The sequence below is a fragment of the Paenibacillus sp. P3E genome (genome assembly GCF_001909045.1).
GTDB lineage: Bacteria > Bacillota > Bacilli > Paenibacillales > Paenibacillaceae > Paenibacillus_AQ > Paenibacillus_AQ helianthi.
In genome coordinates this window covers 99313-120322 of record NZ_LVWH01000176.1, presented here as the reverse complement: position 1 = coordinate 120322, position 21010 = coordinate 99313, and the positions used below count along the sequence as shown (strand labels likewise).

The 21010-nt window shown below is 47.2% G+C and carries 10 protein-coding genes; all 10 read left to right on the top strand.

The genetic code is table 11. The features are described from left to right. The first annotated feature begins 62 nt into the window (after positions 1–62). The 10 genes from A3842_RS19120 to A3842_RS19060 all read left to right on the top strand — a co-directional run bounded on the left by A3842_RS19120 (position 63) and on the right by A3842_RS19060 (position 20965). The gene (locus A3842_RS19120) at positions 63–2513 is read left to right on the top strand and encodes a glycosyl hydrolase (protein ID WP_074102390.1); all 2451 of its coding nucleotides are present in this window, start codon (positions 63–65) and stop codon (positions 2511–2513) included. 345 nt (positions 2514–2858) lie between these two features. After that, positions 2859–3827, top strand: coding sequence for a LacI family DNA-binding transcriptional regulator (locus tag A3842_RS19115; protein WP_074102389.1), 969 nt, complete (start codon positions 2859–2861; stop codon positions 3825–3827). Between the two features lie 141 nt (positions 3828–3968). Next, complete coding sequence (locus A3842_RS19110; protein WP_371916009.1) at positions 3969–4919, top strand: ABC transporter permease; 951 nt, start codon at positions 3969–3971, stop codon at positions 4917–4919. 13 nt (positions 4920–4932) lie between these two features. Further along, positions 4933–5829, top strand: coding sequence for a carbohydrate ABC transporter permease (locus A3842_RS19105; RefSeq protein ID WP_074102388.1), 897 nt, complete (start codon positions 4933–4935; stop codon positions 5827–5829). 109 nt (positions 5830–5938) lie between these two features. Beyond that, a complete protein-coding gene (locus A3842_RS19100; RefSeq protein WP_074102387.1) occupies positions 5939–7564 on the top strand; it encodes an ABC transporter substrate-binding protein in 1626 nt (541 codons plus the stop codon). Between the two features lie 24 nt (positions 7565–7588). After that, positions 7589–10033: a PfkB family carbohydrate kinase gene (locus A3842_RS19095; protein WP_074102386.1), complete on the top strand. Its 2445-nt coding sequence runs from the start codon at positions 7589–7591 to the stop codon at positions 10031–10033. Between the two features lie 20 nt (positions 10034–10053). Further along, positions 10054–12333: a GH32 C-terminal domain-containing protein gene (locus A3842_RS19090; protein WP_074102385.1), complete on the top strand. Its 2280-nt coding sequence runs from the start codon at positions 10054–10056 to the stop codon at positions 12331–12333. A 171-nt stretch (positions 12334–12504) separates the two neighbouring features. Beyond that, positions 12505–18195: an S-layer homology domain-containing protein gene (locus tag A3842_RS33375; RefSeq protein ID WP_083609647.1), complete on the top strand. Its 5691-nt coding sequence runs from the start codon at positions 12505–12507 to the stop codon at positions 18193–18195. 86 nt (positions 18196–18281) lie between these two features. After that, positions 18282–19751: a glycoside hydrolase family 32 protein gene (locus tag A3842_RS19065; RefSeq protein WP_074085586.1), complete on the top strand. Its 1470-nt coding sequence runs from the start codon at positions 18282–18284 to the stop codon at positions 19749–19751. A 224-nt stretch (positions 19752–19975) separates the two neighbouring features. After that, positions 19976–20965, top strand: coding sequence for a LacI family DNA-binding transcriptional regulator (locus A3842_RS19060; protein ID WP_074102384.1), 990 nt, complete (start codon positions 19976–19978; stop codon positions 20963–20965). Positions 20966–21010: the final 45 nt, after the last annotated feature.

Below are 21010 nucleotides of genomic sequence, written 5' to 3'. Positions count from 1 at the left end.
GTAAGCGCTTTAATTTGTGGTGGAATCCTATTGCTATCAAAGATATTCAAGGAGGTACGTTAATGAGGCTGGAGATTAAGAGATTACTATTAGGCTTATTATGTTTTAGTTTGGTCTTCTCTTTACTGGTATATTCAGGTGCGAATCGTTCGGAGGCCGCAGCTTCCGCTGCAGAGTCGGACAGCCAACCAGGCGTTATCAAACTTACTTATGCAGATGCAGTATTAGATGGCTATGGCATCGAGAAGCGCGGAAATGTCTTTGAAGATCAGGATCGGCTTTATAATGGCGAAGGGTACCTCTCATTCTTTTTCGCTGAAGATGCGTCCTCTACGGAGCAGGCCGGAAGTGCAACCTTTACTGTAGAGGTTACAGAGGCGGGATTGTACAAAATGAGTATAGGCTACTATATTCCTGAAGGCTATGGCGGGAAAGCGACGAGCATTCAAATTAATGGGGGTGGTACTGGTGAGTTAACGCTGGATGCACCTGCAGCAGGTATGGTTAGGGCTGAAAAAATGGTTAGCAAAGTGATGTTAAATGCCGGTAAGAATACCATCAAGGTCAACCGGGGCTGGGGGTATTATGGCCTTGAATATCTGAAGCTGGAAGCGGCCAGGGCATCTCAGGCAGGGGGCATGCTGGAAGCGGAGGAAGGTGTGATGAGCGGCGGCGTTTCAATAGAAACCCAAGGTAAAGGGTATTCCGGCCAAAGTTATGCGGCATTCCAGCAATCAGGTTCACTTAGCTTTACTTACAAGGCACCCTCGGCAGGAATGTATAACCTTCTAATAGGCTACAGTGCTCCAAACGGTGAGAAGAAAACCAGTATGATTGTGAACGGGCAAACTTCGGAAATTTCTCTGCCGGAGCAGACAGGTTTCAGCGAAATTTCCCCCGGAAAAGCATTGCTGAAGGAAGGCGATAACACGATCGAGTTCTCAGCGAACTGGGGCTGGTACAATATTGATTATGTCAAATTGACGGCTGCCGATAAAGCGGAAGGCAATGCCGTGACGGGCAAACTAATTAACCCGGAAGCGACCTCTGAAGCCAAGGCGCTGATGAATTATTTGGCAAGCCAGTATAGCCATAAAATCATATCGGGTCAGCAAACATTGGAGGATGCCGAATGGATCGGACAGCAGACCGGCAGATTTCCGGCGATAATGTCCACGGATTTAATGGATTACTCCACTTCCCGTGTCGACAATGGCGCCACTTCAACTGAGGTCGAAAAAATGATTGATTGGTACAAACGCGGCGGTATTGTAGCTCTGTGCTGGCATTGGAATGCCCCCAAGGGGATTGGTGGGAATGAGCCCGGCAATGAATGGTGGAGGGGCTTCTACACTGAGCATACAACCTTTGATGTGGAATATGCGCTCGATCACCCGGATTCTGAGGACTACAGCCTGCTTATCAGGGACATTGATAATATCGCACTCCAGCTGAAACGTCTGCAGGATGCGGGTGTTCCCGTGTTATGGCGGCCACTGCATGAGGCAGAGGGTGGATGGTTCTGGTGGGGAGCGAAGGGACCGGAGCCGGCGAAGCGGTTATGGAAGCTGATGGTTGACCGGCTAACCCATTATCACCATCTGAACAATCTGATCTGGGTATGGAATTCCGAGAAACCGGAGTGGTATCCGGGAGACGATGTCGTGGATATTGCCAGTGTGGATACGTATAACCCGGCAGGTGATTACAACCCCAGCATTGCAAAGTATGAGGGACTAAGCTCTTTGGTGAATAATAAGAAGCTAATCGGATTGGCGGAAAACGGGCCGATACCCGATCCGGATATGCTGCAGGCTTATGGTGCGTACTGGAGCTTCTTCAGCACTTGGACAGGCGATTTCATCAAGGATGGCACTACAAACGCTGCTGAACACTTGAAGAAAGTATATCAGAGCGACTATGTTGTCACACTCGACGAACTTCCGGCTAACCTGTATACCTTTACGGAATTTTCCGATCTCAGCGGCCATTGGGCTAAGGAGGATATTGAATTATTAGCGGATAAATTGCTGGTCAAGGGTGATGGCGGCCGGCAGTTCGCCCCCGGCCGTTTAACGACACGTGCTGAATTTACAGTGATTATTACCAGAGCACTGGGTCTAAGCGCTTCAAGTACACCCGTCCAATTTACAGATGTTCCGGAAACAAAGTGGTATGCGGAGCCGATTAGAACCGCTGCTCAAGCTGGTTTGATTACAGGTTATTCGGACGGTACCTTCCAGCCGGACACACAGATTACGCGTGAGCAAATGGCAGTGCTGATCGTTCGCGCTGCGGCACTTGCTGGTCAGAAACCGGCAGCGGTAAAGAATGTTCTGAATCAGTTCGCGGACGCTTCATCTATTAGTACCTGGGCAATGGACAGTGTCAATGTAGCGGTTGCTTCAGGACTTATGAAGGGATTAACCCGCGACCATTTTGCGGCAAAGGATTCAGGAGATCGGGCACAGGCTGCAGTCATGATTAAACGTCTGATGGCATATGTGAACTAAATAATTAAATGCGGTTGATGATGTGAAGACCATCTTGCAATATTTAAGCGAATGTCCGGGAGCTGGATTAAAGGTTCTATACTTAAAATACATTATTGATGCCTCCCGGGCATTGGCGGCAGGAACAGATTAGTATATGTTGCTGCTGGCTGACAAGGATCACATGGCAGCTTGTTTAAGCCTTTCTGGTAGATGCGGATTCCCGTACCTATGGCGTCCCTTCCACGAATCCGAAGGGGAAAGTTCTGGTGAGAATTATAGTATTGAAACGTTTCCAAATTAACTATTGAAACGTTTCCACTTTGGTGATATTATAATTTCCATAAGAGAGTTCGGGGGTGTTCAATGACAAGCATTAAAGATGTAGCCAACTTAGCTGGTGTTGCTGTAGGAACCGTGTCCAGAGTCATTAACAACTCTGGCGCTGTGAAACCTAATACACGCAGAAAAGTAGAGGAAGCGATACAAGAACTGAATTATTTCCCTAATGAAGTCGCTCGAAACTTTAAGATGCAGAAATCCAAGATGGTTGCTTTGTTGCTTCCAAGTATCTGGAATCCGTTCTTTTCTGAATTGGCTTATTACATTGAGGATGAATTGGATCGGGAAGGCTTTAAGCTTATGCTGTGTAACAGCGGCGGAAAGCCTGAGAAGGAATTGTATTATCTGGATATGCTGCGGCAAAATAAAGTGGCTGGTATTGTGGGCATAACTTACAACGATATCGAGAATAATATTAGCAACGACATTCCGATTGTAAGTATCGACAGACACTTCAACAAGAAAATCACTTGCGTCACTTCGGATAATTACGAGGGAGGACGATTAGCTTTAAGGGAACTGGTGAATGCAGGGTCGCGGAAACCAGCTTTTATTGGGAGTGTTACTTCTGTTTTCAGTGAAACCATGAACCGGAAAAAAGGATTCATTCATGAGGCACAAGCCTTGGGAGTCGATTATGTGATCTATGAGAAACCGGACCCCATTGTGGACGACAATGCCTATTTTAATGAGTTCTTAGATAAGCATTCTGATGTGGATGGTATTTTCGCTATTACTGATATGTTAGCCGCCAACTATATAGAAAGAGCACGCAGGCAGGGTATACGTGTTCCTGAAGATGTAAAGGTCATCGGTTACGACGGGATTCAGGATAATCCTTATTTTCATCCTATACTATCAACGATCAGACAGCCAGTGGAAGAAATGGCACGCATGACAATCAGATTACTCTTTAGCAAGATCGAAAATATTACCTTGGATCAGCAAGTGTATCGTATCCCCGTTATATTCAAGAAAGGTGAAACTACCTGATCTTCTTGGATCGGAAAAACATCAGCTCATCGATTTGGATGTACGATCTGACGTTTTTCTTTTTTAAATTGGAAACGTTTCAATACTATTTTGGAAACGTTTCAAATGAATGATTACTTTTACATGAAAGGGAGTTTAAGGGTGAATTCAAGAACCAGCGGGACGGATCATTCTTTGATCAAACCAAATCGTAATCGATGGAGTCGAGTTAAACGCGACTATGAACTGTATCTGTTTTTGCTGCCGATCATTATTCTTTATCTCGTATTTAAGTATTATCCAATGTACGGTGTGCAGATTGCGTTTAAGGACTTTTCACCAAGCCAGGGGATCTGGGGGAGTGAATGGGTAGGATTCCAGCACTTTGTAGATTTTTTTAATTCCTATAACTTCTGGACGATCATCACGAACACGCTTACACTCAGTTTTCTGTCACTTTTGTTTGGCTTCCCGGCTCCTATCATCATCGCAATTATGCTGAACCAAATGCTGGGCAAGTCCTACAAAAAATTTGTGCAGACCGTGATCTATGCACCGCACTTTATCTCTACCGTTGTACTCGTCGGTATGCTCAATGTGTTTTTGTCTCCAAACAGCGGAATCGTGAATCACGTCATCACCTTGTTCGGAGGAGATCCCATTCTGTTTCTGGCTGATGCAGGTTGGTTCCGTCCTCTGTATATATTGTCAGGGATTTGGCAGGAGACAGGCTTTGCCACCATTATCTACCTTGCTGCTCTTGCGGGGGTCAATCCCGAACTGCATGAAGCTGCAATTATGGATGGAGCGAGTAAATGGAAGCGTGTATGGTTTGTGGACATTCCAAGCATCTTGCCTACGATCGTTATCCTGCTGATTCTGGCACTCGGCAACATTATGAGCATCGGCTTTGAAAAAGCGTTCCTTATGCAGAGTGATTTAAATTATGCCACCTCCAATATTATTCCAACTTATGTGTATGAAATGGGGATTCAGAAGGCTCAGTACAGCTTTTCTACGGCAGTTGGCCTGTTTAATTCATTTATTAATATTATCCTGATTTTTACCGTAAACCGGATCGCCAAAAAGATGACAGAGACCAGTCTTTGGTAAGGAGGAGTTCATATTGAAGCAATTATTGAAGAGAAAGAGCAGAGGAGACGCATGGTTTGACATCATCAACTATCTTTTGTTGACCGTAATTATGCTGCTCGTATTATTTCCGTTGTACTTTGTACTGATTGCATCATTCAGTGATCCTAATTATATCTACTCAGGTGAAGTTTGGTTGTTTCCTAAGGGCTTCACGCTGGATGGGTATGAGCGGATTTTCAGTGATTCGTCCATATGGATAGGTTATGCCAATTCAATTTTATATGCGACTCTGGGAACGTTAATTGGAGTTGCGGTGACTGTATTTGCGGCCTACCCGTTAGCTCGTAAAGATCTGGCAGGAAAATCTGTAATTATGTGGTTTCTGCTGATTACTATGTTTTTTAGTGGGGGGCTGATTCCAACCTATTTGCTGATTAAGGATCTTCATATGCTGAATACGATCTGGTCACTTGTGATTCCCGGAGCAGGCGGTGTATTCAATGTAATTATCGTGAGGACCTTTTTTCAGTCGTCCATACCGGATGAAATGTGGGAAGCGGCATCTATAGATGGATGTTCCAATACAAGATTCTTTTGGAGCATCGTCCTGCCTTTATCCAAGTCCATCCTGGCTGTAATGGTGCTGTATCATGTTGTTGGCTTCTGGAATGGTTTCTTCGACGCTCTAATCTATCTGAACGATGAAAGTAAATATCCGCTGCAACTGGTGCTTCGCAACATTCTTGTTCAGAATCAGGTCAACTCTGGCATGATGCTTGATGTAGAATCCTATGCAGCGAAGATGCGCGTTACCGAACTGATCAAATACGGTGTCATCATGGTATCCAGCCTGCCGCTGCTCATATTGTATCCTTTCCTTCAGAAGTACTTTGTTAAAGGCGTGATGATTGGCTCGATCAAGGGCTGATTTTGACATGGTGCTTGAAGGGGGGGATGTACAGCAGCATTCAGACAAATGCAAAGAAAGAGCAATGTGTAATTATCTTGTGGGATGAACTCAAGGGAGGTTATTTACAATGAAATCTTTATTCAAGGGTGCGGGGATTCTAGTGCTGGCCGGAGCATTTGCGTTAAGTGGATGTTCAGGAAACGGTAACGGCTCAAAGAATCAGGCTAAAAGTCCGGATCAAGAAGCGAAGTTCAACAAAACCGGTCTTCCGATTGTTAAAGAAGCAGTGTCGTTAAGAATGGTATCTCCGAAGGCTGCATTGGCACCGGAATATTCGGAAATGGAAATTTTCAAACGACTAGAAGCGCAAACAAACGTTAAGATCAACTGGGAGAACATCCCAGACACTGATTATACAGAAAAGAAAAACTTGTTACTCGCTAGTGGAGATTTGCCGGATGCTTTTTACGGAGCTGGATTTACCGATTACGAGCTAATTAATTATGGCAAAGACGGAACCATTATTCCTCTGGAAGATTTAATTAATCAATATGCGCCTAACTTGAAAGCGCTTCTCGACCGCCGGCCTGACATCAAATCATCAATTACAGCGCCAGATGGGCACATCTACGGACTGCCGTCATGGGAAGAGAACAACCTCGGAACCAATCCCTTCTTTCACGTTATCAATAAAGCCTGGTTAGATAAGCTGGGGCTGAAAGTACCGCAAACACTGGATGAATACACGGAAGCTCTACTTGCCTTTAAAACAAAGGATCCGAACGGCAATGGTAAGCAGGATGAAATCCCATTAAGCTTTATGCACATGCAGTGGTGTATGGATATTGCCGGGATCTTCGGGGCATTCGGACTTCCGGATAATCTGGAGCACCGTGTCGTCCGCGACGGGAAAGTTATTTTTACCGCAACTCAGCCTGAATATAAGGAAGCTCTTAATTATTTTCATGAAAAATGGTATAAACAGGGCTTGATTGATCCGGAATCCTTCACCCAGGATGCAGCACAGTATCTGGCAAAAGGTAAAACAACGGATGAGACGCTTGGATCTTATATCTGGTGGGAAATTGAAGAGGTTGTCGGAACCGAACGCAGTAAGGATTATGTTCTGCTGTCTCCGCTGAAGGGACCGAAGGGTGATCAAATCATTGGACGTGCTAATGGCGGTGGTCCGGGCCGCGGGGCTTTTGTGATTACAAAAGAAAACAGCAATCCGGAAATCACCATGCGTTGGATCGATCAGCAGTACGAACCTTACATGGCTGCCCAAATCCACTGGGGCCCGCTGGATGTTGTATTCAAGAAAGACGAAAACGGAAAATTGGTGAATCTGCCGCTTCCTGAGGGAGCCTCTGCAGGTGAATTCCGTCAAAAAGTTGCACCAGGCGCAGGTGGACCAGGCGTTATTACCATCCAGGATCTGGGGAAAGTTGTAGATCTGGAGCCACGGGCCCAGCAGCGTGCTAAAGATCTAGAGAAATATTACGATCCTTACATGGAAAAGGAAAATTATCCAAGTATTTTCTTTGAACCGGAGGAATTGGACAAAATCAATAAGATTGAGCCGGAACTGATTAAATATGTAAATACCCAAAGAGGTAGATTTATTGTTGATGGCGGTGCAGATGAGGGGTGGAACAACTATCTGAAGACTCTGGATAAGATGGGTCTGAACGAATTGATGAAGATCTATCAGACCGGACTGGATCGCTATAACGCAAATCTAAAAAAATAAATAGATGATAGGTGGGGAGAAGCTGTGCTTGATGTTATCGCTATCGGAGAAGTCTTAATAGACTTTACTCCAGCAGGTCGTACAGCAGGGGGGAACGAGCAATTTGAATGTAATCCAGGAGGGGCTCCGGCTAACGTGGCCGCTGCGCTATCCCGGTTAGGAGCCAAATCTGCACTCATTAGCAAGGTCGGGGAGGATCAATTCGGTTCCTTGCTGCACAATACCCTGCTAGACAGCGGTGTGGATGTGTCAGAAGTTTCTTTTACAAATGAAGCGAGTACAACGCTGGCCTTTGTCCATCTGGATGACAAAGGAGACCGGTCATTCAGTTTCTTCAGAAAGCCAGGAGCAGATACCTTCTTACACTCGAAGGATGTCCCGCTTGACCGGATTGAAAGCTGCAGGGCTCTACATTTTGGCTCATTGTCCATGACCCATGAACCTGCCCGTACGGCAACAAAGACGGCAGTGCTTAAGGCTAAGGAAACAGGAATTTTGCTCTCATTCGATCCTAATCTCCGGTTTGCGTTATGGGACAGCAAGGAGGAAGCCAGACAGAATGTTATTTGGGGCATGAATTATGCCGATATCCTGAAAATATCGGAAGACGAGCTTTCCTTCATAACCGGTACCAGCGATGTTGAACAAGGTTCACTAGAAATCCAGCAACAATTTGGTATTACACTAATCGTCGTCACTTTGGCGGAAAAAGGCTGCTATTACCGTTTAGCTGGTCAGGATGGATATGTGCCGGGTTTTCAAGTCAAGACCATTGACACGACAGGGGCCGGCGATGCTTTTCTGGGCTGCCTGTTGTACAAAATTCTAGAAGCCGGAAGTGCGTTGCATGATCTGACCAACCAGCAGATCCTAAGCATGCTGACATTTGCCAACGCAGGCGGAGCGTTAGTTACCACTCGAAAGGGGGCTCTTGGGTCCATGCCGACGACAGAGGAGATTAACCGGATGATAGAGTCCACTAAAAAGTATAATGATGAGCGCTTCAGACCGGGGTTTCATTTCTCACCACCCTCCAACTGGGCGAATGATCCCAACGGATTAGTCTATTATGAGGGAAGCTATCATCTCTTTTATCAATATCATCCTTATAGCAATAAATGGGGTCCGATGCACTGGGGCCATGCCATAAGTGAAGATCTGGTTCACTGGCAGCATGAGCCTATTGCCTTATTCCCGGATGAACATGGAGCTATTTTCTCCGGTTGCTGTGTAGTGGACTGGAATAATAGCAGCGGCTTGTTCGAAGATTCTCATGGATTGATAGCGATCTTTACCCATGCGGATACAAGTCCAGTTACTGGCCAGCCGCGCCAGCGGCAGAGCTTAGCCTACAGCAGCGATAAAGGTCAAACCTGGCAAAAATATGCGGGCAATCCTGTACTTGCTGAGGAGAATATAGTGGACTTCCGGGACCCGAAGGTGTTCTGGCATCCGCAAAGTAAACGGTGGGTTATGGTACTTGTTGCGGGAGACCGTGCTAAATTTTATGGATCTGAAAATCTGCGTGAATGGTCGCTGACAGGAGAATTCGGCAAGGAAGAAGGCTCGCATGACGGTGTTTGGGAATGCCCCGATCTGTTTGAATTGCCGATTGATGACACCGGTCTTTCCAAGTGGGTACTCCTCATAAGCATCGGAGATCATCCAAGCTGTCCCGAAGGATCACGTACGCAATATTTTATCGGGGAGTTCGACGGAAATACGTTCATTAATGACAATCCGGCCGATCATATCCTGTGGCTGGATTATGGCAGAGACAATTATGCGGGAGTTACCTGGTCGGATATCCCTGAGCAAGACGGACGCCGTGTGATTATCGGGTGGATGAGCAACTGGAAATATGCCAACGAGACACCTACCGGTTCCTGGAGAGGTGCCATGACTCTGCCTCGCGTCTTGTCACTGACGAAGCAAAGCGGGAATGTGTCTTTGTCCCAAATGCCTGTCCGGGAAATAGAGCAGCTACGCAAAGAATCAATGGGCTGGAAGGGAATCACAGTTACTTCAGCGTCCTCTTTTATACAGAAAATGAATGAAGATCTGCTGGAAATAGAAGCGGATATCGATATCAGTTCCGGTGCAGAGGTTCATATTAGGCTGAAGTCTTCTGGGCGGAGTGAGATTGTTATCGGATATGATCCAGTTCAGCAATGGCTATTCATCGACCGCTCGAACTCAGGTGTGACTGATTTCCATCCTTCATTCGCAAACAAGCACGGTGCCAGACGGGTATCTAAGAATGGGAAGATCAAGCTACAGATCTGGCTGGACCGCAATGCGGTTGAAGTGTACGCAGATCATGGCTTGGTTACATTGACGGATCAGATTTTCCCTGATGCTCCAATTGAAAAGGTTGAACTAAGCACGCAATCAGGGCAAGTGGTATTGGATTCGCTTCAGATCCATATTCTTAAATCCATCCAAATTCCGGAGGGTGTCTCAGAATAGAAATAAGGGAGGAATGATGCATGAGCCGCATAAACGGTGATCAAGGATTGGTGATGCACTGGGCCTTTGATGAAGGTACCGGAGCAAGTACTCTGGAGAGCGTATCTGAGGTCCGGGATGACATTCAGTACGTATTTAATCAAGCGGAGTTTACTGAACAGTCCGGTCCGCAGTGGAGACCCGGAGTAGCGGGAAACGGACTCCTGTTCGACGGTTACTCTACTTCTATTGTCCATTCTGTCAATGAAGAAGATACACAACATGATCAGGAATCCACGTCAGCATTAAGTATCGGAGTATGGGTAGCACCGCGCTTCTATGATTGGGGATATGAAGGTAAGTTGACTGCCATTGTGAACCGCCACCATATGGAGCGCAAGCAAGGTTATCTGCTAGGCATGTTCCGGCACGGGTCTTGGTCCTTCCAGGTTGGGCTGGAAGGAGGAGACTGGAGGGAACTCTGGTCACCAGACGGCCATGAATTGCCCAAGAACGAATGGTCATACGTGAATGCTGTATTTGATGGAACCCTTGGCACAATCAAACTGTATCTGAACGGCAGTGAAATCGCTTCGACGGATTTGCCGAGCGGTTCCCGTCTTGCTGAAGCATTTGGCACGGATCTGCTCATCGGCAAGAATAATCACAGCAGCATGCTGGCTGGAGTCTTCAGCCTTCAGATGTTCAGCGGGATCATCGATGAGCTTAAGATTTATAACCGGGCCTTAAGTGCAGAGGAAGTGGCCGCTTCCTATCAGCATGTGCTGGACTCTGCACATGGAGGCGTCCATCCGCACGTGCCATATGACGAGATCAAGCTGGACCGCACACCTCTGCTGACGGATCAGCACAGACCGCAGTACCATGTCAGCCCGCCTGCACATTGGATGAACGAACCTCATGCGCCGATCTATTTTGACGGGCAATATCATTTGTTCTATCAGCATAATCCATTGGGGCCGTTCTTTTATCATATCCATTGGGGACATTGGGTAAGTAAAGATCTGGTACATTGGCGTGATCTTCCTGTAGCCCTGGCACCCGCTAAGGATCAGCTGGCACCGGACGGTATCTGGTCGGGGAGCGCGACTTATGATGCAGACGGCTTGCCTGTCTTGTTCTTTACGGCGGGAAATGACAGTGCTTCACCGAATCAGAGTGTTGCGCTTGCGCGGAGTACTTATGCTCAGGATGGAGACCCGGATCTGGTTCATTGGGTGAAACATCCTGAGCCGCTCATTGTACAGAAGCAGGGAATAGGCGCATTCGGAGATTTCCGTGATCCTTTTGTCTGGAAGGACGATGACGGCTGGTTTGCGCTGGTCGGATCGGGGATCGAAGGCGAAGGTGGAGCAGCGCTTGGGTTTGCCTCACAGGATATGCTGAATTGGACGTACAAAGGACCATTTTATCAAGCAGATATTCAGAAGTACCCTTATCTTGGGCCTATCTGGGAACTTCCTGTGCTTCTTCCTCTGGGTACCGACAAACAGGGTCAACATAAACATCTTCTATTGGTCAGTCCCGTGGGAATGGGAGCCGATGTCGAGGTATTCTATTGGATTGGACAGCTTGATACACACAATCTTTCATTTCTTCCAGATCAAGAAGAGCCGGAACTGATCGACGTCGGAGATTTCCATTTCACCGGACCGAGCGGCATGGTAGATCCGAAGACCGGCAGAAAGATCATTTTTACCATAGCACAAGGCGACCGGACGTCCGAGCTTGAATATCAATCGGGCTGGGCCCATAATGGCGGCTTGCCGTTAAGTGTCTTTTTGAGGGAAGACGGACGGCTGGGAATCGAGCCTATTCAGGAGCTCCAGTCTCTGCGCGGTACTCAACGTCTATCGATTCGTGACAATTCCTTGGCTGAGGCTAATCTGTCGCTAAAAGATGTTCGAGGTGACATGCTTGAGATTCAAGTGGAACTGGAGCCCCGCCATACTACACAACTAGGAATCAAAGTCCGGTGTACACCGGATGGAGATGAAGAAACGCTGCTGTATTATGATTTTAACGAAGCTAAGCTCTGGGTAGACCGGACAAAAACGACACGGCATCCGGGTGAAAAGTGCAGTGGGGTTCAAGGCGGTAAGCTGGAGCTGCTGGGGGAAAATTTGAAGCTTCACATCTATTTGGACCGCTCCATGGTCGAAGCCTATGCCAATGGTTTGAAAAGCCTGACGACCCGTGTGTACCCGAGCCGTAAGGATGCCTTGGGGCTGGAGATCTGGGGAGATGGAGAACCGCTTATTAAATCTATGGAAATATGGAATATGCAGTCCATTTGGTAGCAGAAGCGCTATGGCGCTTCTTGCCATCTGGCTCAGGGAATAAATGATCAAGAAGATTTACATTCCTTTGATTTGGAAGCGCTTTATTTGGTATCTCTCCTTTCATCATCTTAACTATTCGTCCTTGTATAAGGAGAGCATCTCGAAATTAGGTTTGAAGGAGGCTCTTGAATGAGAAAAGTTAAAGGCAGAAAACCTTGGATTTCCAGGATGATTGCAGGGGTGATGGTTCTTCAGCTTGCAGCTTCCGGAATCCCGGCCGCAGCCGAAGCCGGAACCCTGGAAGCAACTATTCCAAAGGCAGAAATAGGCTCAACAGTTACGGATACAGTCTACCAAACGCCAAGGGATGGTTTGGAATTATCAGCTACAGATGCGGTCTATCAAATTCAGAATCCAGGCTTTGAAACTGGGGATATGTCAGGTTGGACGGTTGTCAGAGGCCAAGCGTTCGGTCAAGACAGTGTATCTGACGAAACCACTTGGTGGGCAGAAAAAATCCCTTACAATCAGGAAGGGACTTATCACCTAAACGGCTGGAAACATGACGAGGCTGCGACCGGCGTGCTTCGGTCCAGCACCTTCGAGCTGGGCGGCAGCGGCTGGATCAGCTTCAAGCTTGGCGGTGCGAAGAATCCTAACAAAGTATACGTGAATATCGTGGAAGCTCAGACGGGACAAGTCGTTGCCCGGTATGGCAATAGTGCTTTTGCCGACGTCGGCTTTCCGAACCCCGCTCAGGGTCTGCGGCTTGCCAATATGGAGCAGTATAAGGCGGATCTCTCCGGATATTTGGGCAAGAAGCTGTATGTGGAGATCGTCGATAATGCAACCTCCGATTGGGGACTGATTTTTGCGGACGCATTCCTGATGTACCATGAATCCGAGCCAGCTGAGGGCATTGTTGCCAAAGATATTAAGCCGGACTTCAAACGCTATCAAGTCCAGAATCCAAGCTTTGAAACCGGAGATTTGACAGGATGGACCGTTGTGGAAGGTGATGCGTTTGGTCCAGACAGTGTATCGGACGAAACCACCTGGTGGACAGAACAAATCCCGTACAACCAGGAAGGTACATTCCATTTAAACGGCTGGAAATACGCCGAAGCTGCAACAGGTGTGCTTCGATCCAGCACCTTCGAGCTGGGCGGCACAGGCTGGATGACCTTCAGACTGGGCGGAGGCAAGCATACGGAGCAGGCCTATGTAAGTGTTGTCGATGCAGATACCGGAGACTTGATAGCCAGGTACGGAAATACCGAATTTAACGAGTCCGGGTTTCCGGATCCGGCACAGGGCCTCAGACTCGCGAATATGGAGCAATATAAAGCCGATCTCTCGAAGTATATCGGAAAGAAGCTGTATCTAGAAATCGTGGATCATGCAGCCTCGGATTGGGGACTGCTCTTTGCCGACGCCTTCAATACCTTCAATGAACTTGTACCCGAAGAAGGAGTTATGGCGGATAATATTGTGCCGACGGAAATCCAGAATCCTAGTTTTGAAACCGGAAATTTAGAGAGCTGGGCCGTTGAAGGTAATGCTTTTCAAGTCACTAATGAAGCTGGGACCGGCAAAGAGGGTAGCTTCTATGCCAAGTCTACCTTGGAAGGTCAGGGTTCTATTACGTCTAATACCTTTAAGCTTCAGGGAACCGGAACGATCACCTTCACTGTTGTAGGCATCGATAATCCGCAGGAAGCCTACGTCGCATTATATGATGCCAGCACTAACACATTACTTGAGAAGACCGGGGATGTCAGTGCGAATGAGAAGATTTCCTGGGAAATGCAGGAGCATTACAATAAGAGGCTCTATGTTAAGGTTGTCGATCAATCCAATCAAGCCAGTATTGCTGTTGATGCTTTTCAAGCTCACGGTACGGGTAACATTTTTTATATGAACTTTGATGAAGGCACAGGAAAGAAGGCACTGGAGGAAGTAAGTAATCTTGAACATGACGTGAACTATGTGTTTAATAACGCCAGATATATGGCCTCGAAGGATCCAAGATGGACCTCACGCGGAGTAAAAGGAGGTGCCTTGCTATTCGATGGATACTCGAATGATGTTGAGGTCAAAGCAAAGGATACCATTCCTGTAAGCGACGCGTTAACGCTTGAAGCATGGGTCGCTCCGCGCAGCTACGAATGGGGGGACGGAAACAAGCTGTCTGGAATCGTGAGCCAGTCCGATCAGGACAAAGCAGAAGGATTCGCACTTGGCATGTACCGGCACGGAACATGGTCGATGCAGGTCGGGATTGGCGGCCAGTGGATTCAGGTATGGGTCAAAGATCATCCGCTCGAAAAATACAAGTGGAATTACGTAGCGGCAACGTTCGACAAAAAGGACGGAATCATTAAATTATATTTAAATGGTCAGGAAGTAGCTTCTGAGGCGACCCCTGTCAACGTTCCAATTACACCTTCTATGGAAAATCTGATGATCGGGAAAAACAATAGACCTGTAGAGTTTGCGGGCTTGTTCTCCTACAATATGTTCTGCGGACTCATCGATGAAGTGAAGCTGCAGAACAAAGCACTTACGGGTCAGGAGATCCTTGCTGAATATGAGAGTGTGAAGACACTTCATGGCGGTTCGGTTCCACAAATTCCAAATGGCGACATTGATGAGGATCCTAGTGTGTTTGATGGTGATCAGCATCGTCCCCAGTACCATGCGATGCCTCCTCAAAACTGGATGAATGAAGCACATGCACCCATTTATTATAAAGGCAAATACCATTTATTTTATCAGCATAACCCGCAAGGTCCATACTGGCATCAGATCCACTGGGGACATTGGGTGAGCGATGATATGGTACATTGGGAAAATGTGAGACCGGCTCTTGCCCCTGAAGCAGGCACGCTTGATCCGGACGGTACATGGTCAGGCAGCGCAGCCTATGATCGAAACGGCAATCCCGTTCTGTTCTACACTGCCGGCAATGACTCTTTGTCGCCGAACCAAAGAACAGGTCTGGCGACTCCGTCTGATTTGTCGGACCCTAACTTAGAGCAATGGGATAAATATCCTGAACCAGTTACAGAGCAGAATGGAAACGGTATTCATAACGAGTTCAGGGACCCGTTTGTATGGTATGACAAAGAGACAGACAAGTGGTATCAGTTAGTCACTTCCGGTCTTCAAGACTTCAGCAGCGGCACAGCTTTGGTGTATGTTTCGGGCGATATGTACAACTGGGAGTATAAGGGGCCTTTATACGTAAGTGACAGAAGCCTGTATCCGGAGCTCGGTACCGTATGGGAACTGCCGGTATTACTGCCGTTAGGTAAGGATAGCACGGGCAAGCAAAAGTATATTTTTATGGTTAACCCCCATGAGAAACCGGAGCAAGTGCCTCCGGCGAACGATGTGCAAAGAGATGTTGAGGTTTTTTACTGGATTGGTACTTGGGACCGGGATCATTTCAAGTTTATTCCCGATCAGGATGCGCCTTCTAAAATGGATGTGGGCGACGGCTATTTAACGGCAGAGAGCGGTATGGTTACACCTGACGGTAGAACAGTCGTATACTCCATGGTGCAGAATGTAAGAACACCGCAAGCCGAATATCAAGCCGGTTGGGCTCATAATCTGGCACTGCCAGTTTCCCTAAGCTTGGATGAGCATGATCAATTGCGTATTGAACCGATTCAAGAATTGCAAAGTCTCAGGGGAGATAAGGTGGTTGATTTCTCGGACAAAAATTTGGCCGCCGCCAATCAGTTGATCCGGAGTGTCAAAGGCGACATGTTGGAGATCGTGATGGAAATTGATCCGGGTGAAGCCCAGAAATTCGGTCTTAAAGTGCGGCGCTCCGAGAACGGCCAGGAGGAAACGCTGATTTACTATGACAAAACAAATGGGACGTTCAATGTGGACCGGACCAAGAGCAGCATTGATCCGGATGTGCGCGTGGACGGTATTCAAGGCGGATACGTAGATCTGGACGGAGAGAACTTGAAGCTTCATATATTCCTGGACCGCTCGGTTGTTGAAGCTTTTGCCAATGATAAGAAAAAGCTAACAACACGCGTCTATGTAGGCCGATACGACTCCTTGGGCTTACAGGTCTGGGCCGACAAGGATATAACGGTCAAGTCGATGGAAGTATGGAATATGAATGCCTTGACGGGTGAGCCGGCGGCTCCAGTCGATGTGCCTGACAATTGGGATAACTCAGTGTATACCGATATTACAGATCTGCCCAATCATGATTTTGCCACAGGAGACTTAACCGGTTGGATTACAGAAGGAGATGCTTTCCAGGATATCCATGTGACCGATGCGCAGTTTTTCTGGGACACGATCTACTTCAATCCTTCGCATAAAATTCCAGGCGGCTATCATTTGTGGGGCTTCAACGAGGAAGCCGGCGGAGACAGCTTAACGGGAACAATGAAATCGCAGAATTTCGTCCTTGGCGGGAACGGCAAGATCAACTTCCTGGTCAGCGGCGGGCGTGATATCGATAAGCTGTATGTAGCGCTGGTCCGGGCATCGGACGGGAAAGAACTATTTAAAGAAACCGCCACCAACTATGAGGAGTATCAACGGAAGATTTGGGATGCATCACAGTATATCGGCCAGAAGCTTTACATTAAGGTGGTTGACCAATCCACAGGCGGTTTCGGACATATTAACGTTGATGATTTCAATGTGCCGGTTAAGGTACAGAATCCGACGAATCCGAATGAACCGACCGACCCAACTGATCCAACCGATACAGCTGTCCCAACCAGTCCTCCGAATCAGCCTGTGATTCCGGCAAGCAAACCTGAGAGTCAAAACAGTTTGTCATTCGAGATGGCAAAGGGAGCGCGGCAAGTGATGTTTCCGGTGTCCATCGCGGCAAATGACGGCAAGAATGCCCTGAAAGTTAAAAATACAGATGTGGAGATCGAAGTTCCAGCAGAGTTATTGAAGGAATTACAGGCACGGGTCACGGGCAGCGAGCTTGAACAGGCGAAGATCTCTTTTGAAATGGGAACTTTATCTTCAGAGCAGAGCAAAGAATTACTTTCGTGGGCCGGACAGAAGAATCATGCAGATATCTCTGTAACCGGGGAGGTCTACGACTTCAAATTGTCAATCGTGAAGGCCGATGGAACGGCGCTTACGCTTGAGAAGTTCTCCAAACCCGTCACCATCAGATTGGGTGCACAGGAGAATTCCCGCCAAGATTTAACGGGCATTTATTACGTCGCAGATGACGGCCGACTGGAATATTTGGGTGGAACCTACGCGGACGGTACATGGACGGTCAAGGTGAATCATTTCAGCAAGTATACCGTCCTCACTTATGATAAATCATTTGAAGATGTGAATGCCTCCTATTGGGCCCATGATGTTATAAAAAGGATGGCAGCAAAACAAATGGTCTTGGGTGTGAGCGATACAATATTTGCTCCAAAACAAAAGGTAAGCAGAGCTGAGTTCGCTTCTTTGATTACTCGTGTACTCGGAATAACAGGGATGAACTTAACTACATTCAAGGATGTAGAACCCACGAAGTGGTACGCTTCTTCCATTGCCGCAGCATACGAAGCGGGAATTGTCACCGGAAGAAACAAGGATACCTTTGCGCCGGAGGACACCGTAAGTCGTGAAGAAATGGCGTCCATGATTTACAAAGCCTATCTGCACCACACAGGACAGAACGCTGCTGCTAGTCGCTTGAGTAATTTCAAAGATGCCGGTACGATCAGCGGCTGGGCTGCAAATGCGGTCGCTGCTGCACAGGAGCTTGGCTTCATCAGCGGTCGCGGGAACCAGTTATTCATGCCACATGAACTTGTAAACCGTGCAGAAAGTGCACATGTCATCTCACTATTGCTTGACAAGATCAATAAATAACTGCAAAAGGAAGGCCGGGGAAGCAAGGTGATGTCAAAGGGGAATCCAGTATTTACGAAAGAGTGTAGAACAGGAGGAATAAATTAATGAAGGAATTTTTTTATCGTCCGGAAAATGCATGGGTAGGGGACATTATTCCCTATTACGAAGATGGGGAGTTCAAGCTGTTCTATCTGCACGGGTGGAGAGGTAACTTCCGGGAAGGTCTCGATCATGGCTGGCATTTGCTTGGTACGAAAGATTTCGTGAATTACAGGGAAGATGGAGCTTGCAAGATCGAAGGCGGGACCGGCCATATTCTCAAAGTGGGCAATGTCTATCACATGTTCTATTGTATCTTTCCCGAAGGGAAACAATTGGCCTGCCACGCCATCAGCAAGGATCTGCAAACATGGGAACCGATTCCTGAAGACACTTTTGGTCCGGATGGTGAAATTTATGAGCTGGCAGACTGGCGTGATCCCTTTGTATTTTGGAATGAAGAAGAAAGCCAATATTGGATGCTGATTGCAGCCCTGGCAAAAGGACCAACGAACCGGAAAGGCTGCACCGGTCTCCTATCGTCCAAGGATCTCAAGCATTGGGAGTACCGTGAGCCGCTGTACGCACCGAACTTGCATGTAGGCGCACATGAATGCCCGGACTTGTTCCGCATGGGCGATTGGTGGTATCTGATTTATTCTTCGTATACGGGGCGTTTCGGGACCTTTTACCGGATGAGCCGGTCTTTAAAAGGGCCATGGATGACTCCGCAGGAAGAGGCTTTTGATGGGCGTGCTTATTATGCGGCCAAATCGGTATCCGATGGGCAGAAACGGTATTTGTTCGGCTGGAATCCGACTAAGGATGACGATCTGTTCGGCTGGAATCCGCCAAAATCTCCAGGCAAGGATTATGATACCTGGGATTGGGGCGGTAATATGATTGTACATGAAATCATTCAACGTTCAGACGGAACGCTTGGTGTGAACGTGCCTGCAACGGTTGACTCTGCATTTGCCCAACAGGCACCCGCGAACTTTCAGAGAATCGCCGGGGATTGGGCGATCACAGACGATGGGCTGCTCTGTGAATCTCCTTATGCCTTTGCAGGTTGTATCACACAGGAGGAATTGCCTGATCAGTGCAAGATCTCTACAACGGTATGTTTCTCGGGATCAACCCAAGGTCTGGGATTCATGCTTCGGGCAGGCGAAACTCTTGATTTTGCCTACTATATCACGCTGGAGCCCCAGCGTAGCCGAATTACCTTCCGTGGGCCGATTATGCAATCTGAAGAAGGAGGTAAAACCTTCCCTTATGATGTGGAGCTCGAACGTCCGCTCAAGCTGCTGCCGGAACAGGAATATGAGCTGAAAGTGTTTATAGACGGCACGATTTGCGAAATTTATGTTAACGGAGATGTGGCGATGAGTGCCAGAATGTACGACATTCAGCAGGGGAAGCTTGCCATATTCGTCAGTCAGGGTGCAGCGGAATTTCACCGGGTGAAGATTGAAACGTTAGAAGCCGATCCGGCCCTGCAATTAGAACAGAATATAAATGCATCCGGTTAACTTCATACTTTTCAGGTTTAATATAAGAACAGCCATTTGATTAGAATGGTTGTTCTTTTTACTGGCCTTAGATCATTCGGCTTTTCCTTTATGATAACCGGTTGACATAAAAATGTTAACCGGTTATCATAAAGTGACAATAGAAATGAATGCGCATTCAAATGAACTGCTGAAATACGCGCAGAATTCAAATATAAATAGGATTTAAAAACAAGGTGGTACATATGCCGAATCTTAAAGACGTCGCGAAAAAAGCAGGGCTTTCTATTAATACCGTTTCTAGAGTACTTAATAATAGAGGTTATATCAGTGAAAAGACGAAGGAAAAGGTCTACCGGGTGATGAAGGAGATGAATTATCAGCCGAACGAAATGGCCCGGGCCTTGTTCAGAAAAAGATCGAATATGATCGGTCTGATCATACCGACGATCTCGCATCCTTTTTTTGCTGAACTCACTTACCATCTTGAATATTACGCGCATCATAAGGGTTACAAACTATTGTTATGTAATTCCAACCGCGATGTCTCCAAAGAAATGGAATACATTGAGATGCTGAAAAAGAATCAAGTGGATGCCATCATCATGGGCAGTGCAGTGCTGGATGTCCAGCATTATCTACATTTGAACCTGCCGATTGTTTCATTCGATCGCGTGATTTCGGAGGATATTCCTGTGGTCACCTCGAACAATTTAGCAGGTGGTAAACTCGCTACGAGATTATTAATCGACAAGGGCTGCCTTCATCCTGTCTTCATTTATCGTGGAATAGACGGTCCCCAGCATCGTTCGTTGCTCGCTGCCCAGAGAAGGCAGGGATATGAAGCTGAGGTGGAGAGCGCAGGCTTAGAGCCGCTGCAATTGCAATTGGATGCTGAAGGGAGCAAGCACACCCGGAACTCTGCTGCAATAATCGCATACTTTCAAGAGCATCCGGAAATAGACGGAGTATTCGCGAGCAGTGACGTGATTGCAACGGAGGTCATTCAAGCTTGTTACCTGATGAAGAAGGATATTCCTTCAGAGATCAAAATTGTAGGTTACGATGACGTTCAGATCGCTTCGCTGATCTCACCGCGTCTTAGCACGGTCAGACAGCCGATTCAGGAGATGAGCGATTCTATCATTCAGTTGGTTGTTCAACAAATCGAAGGCAAAGAAATTCCTATGGTTAACACGTTCCCGGTGACTCTTATCGAACGTGATACGACATAAAACAAATCGGTAGGAGATGAATTATCAGCCGAATGAGTGGCACCA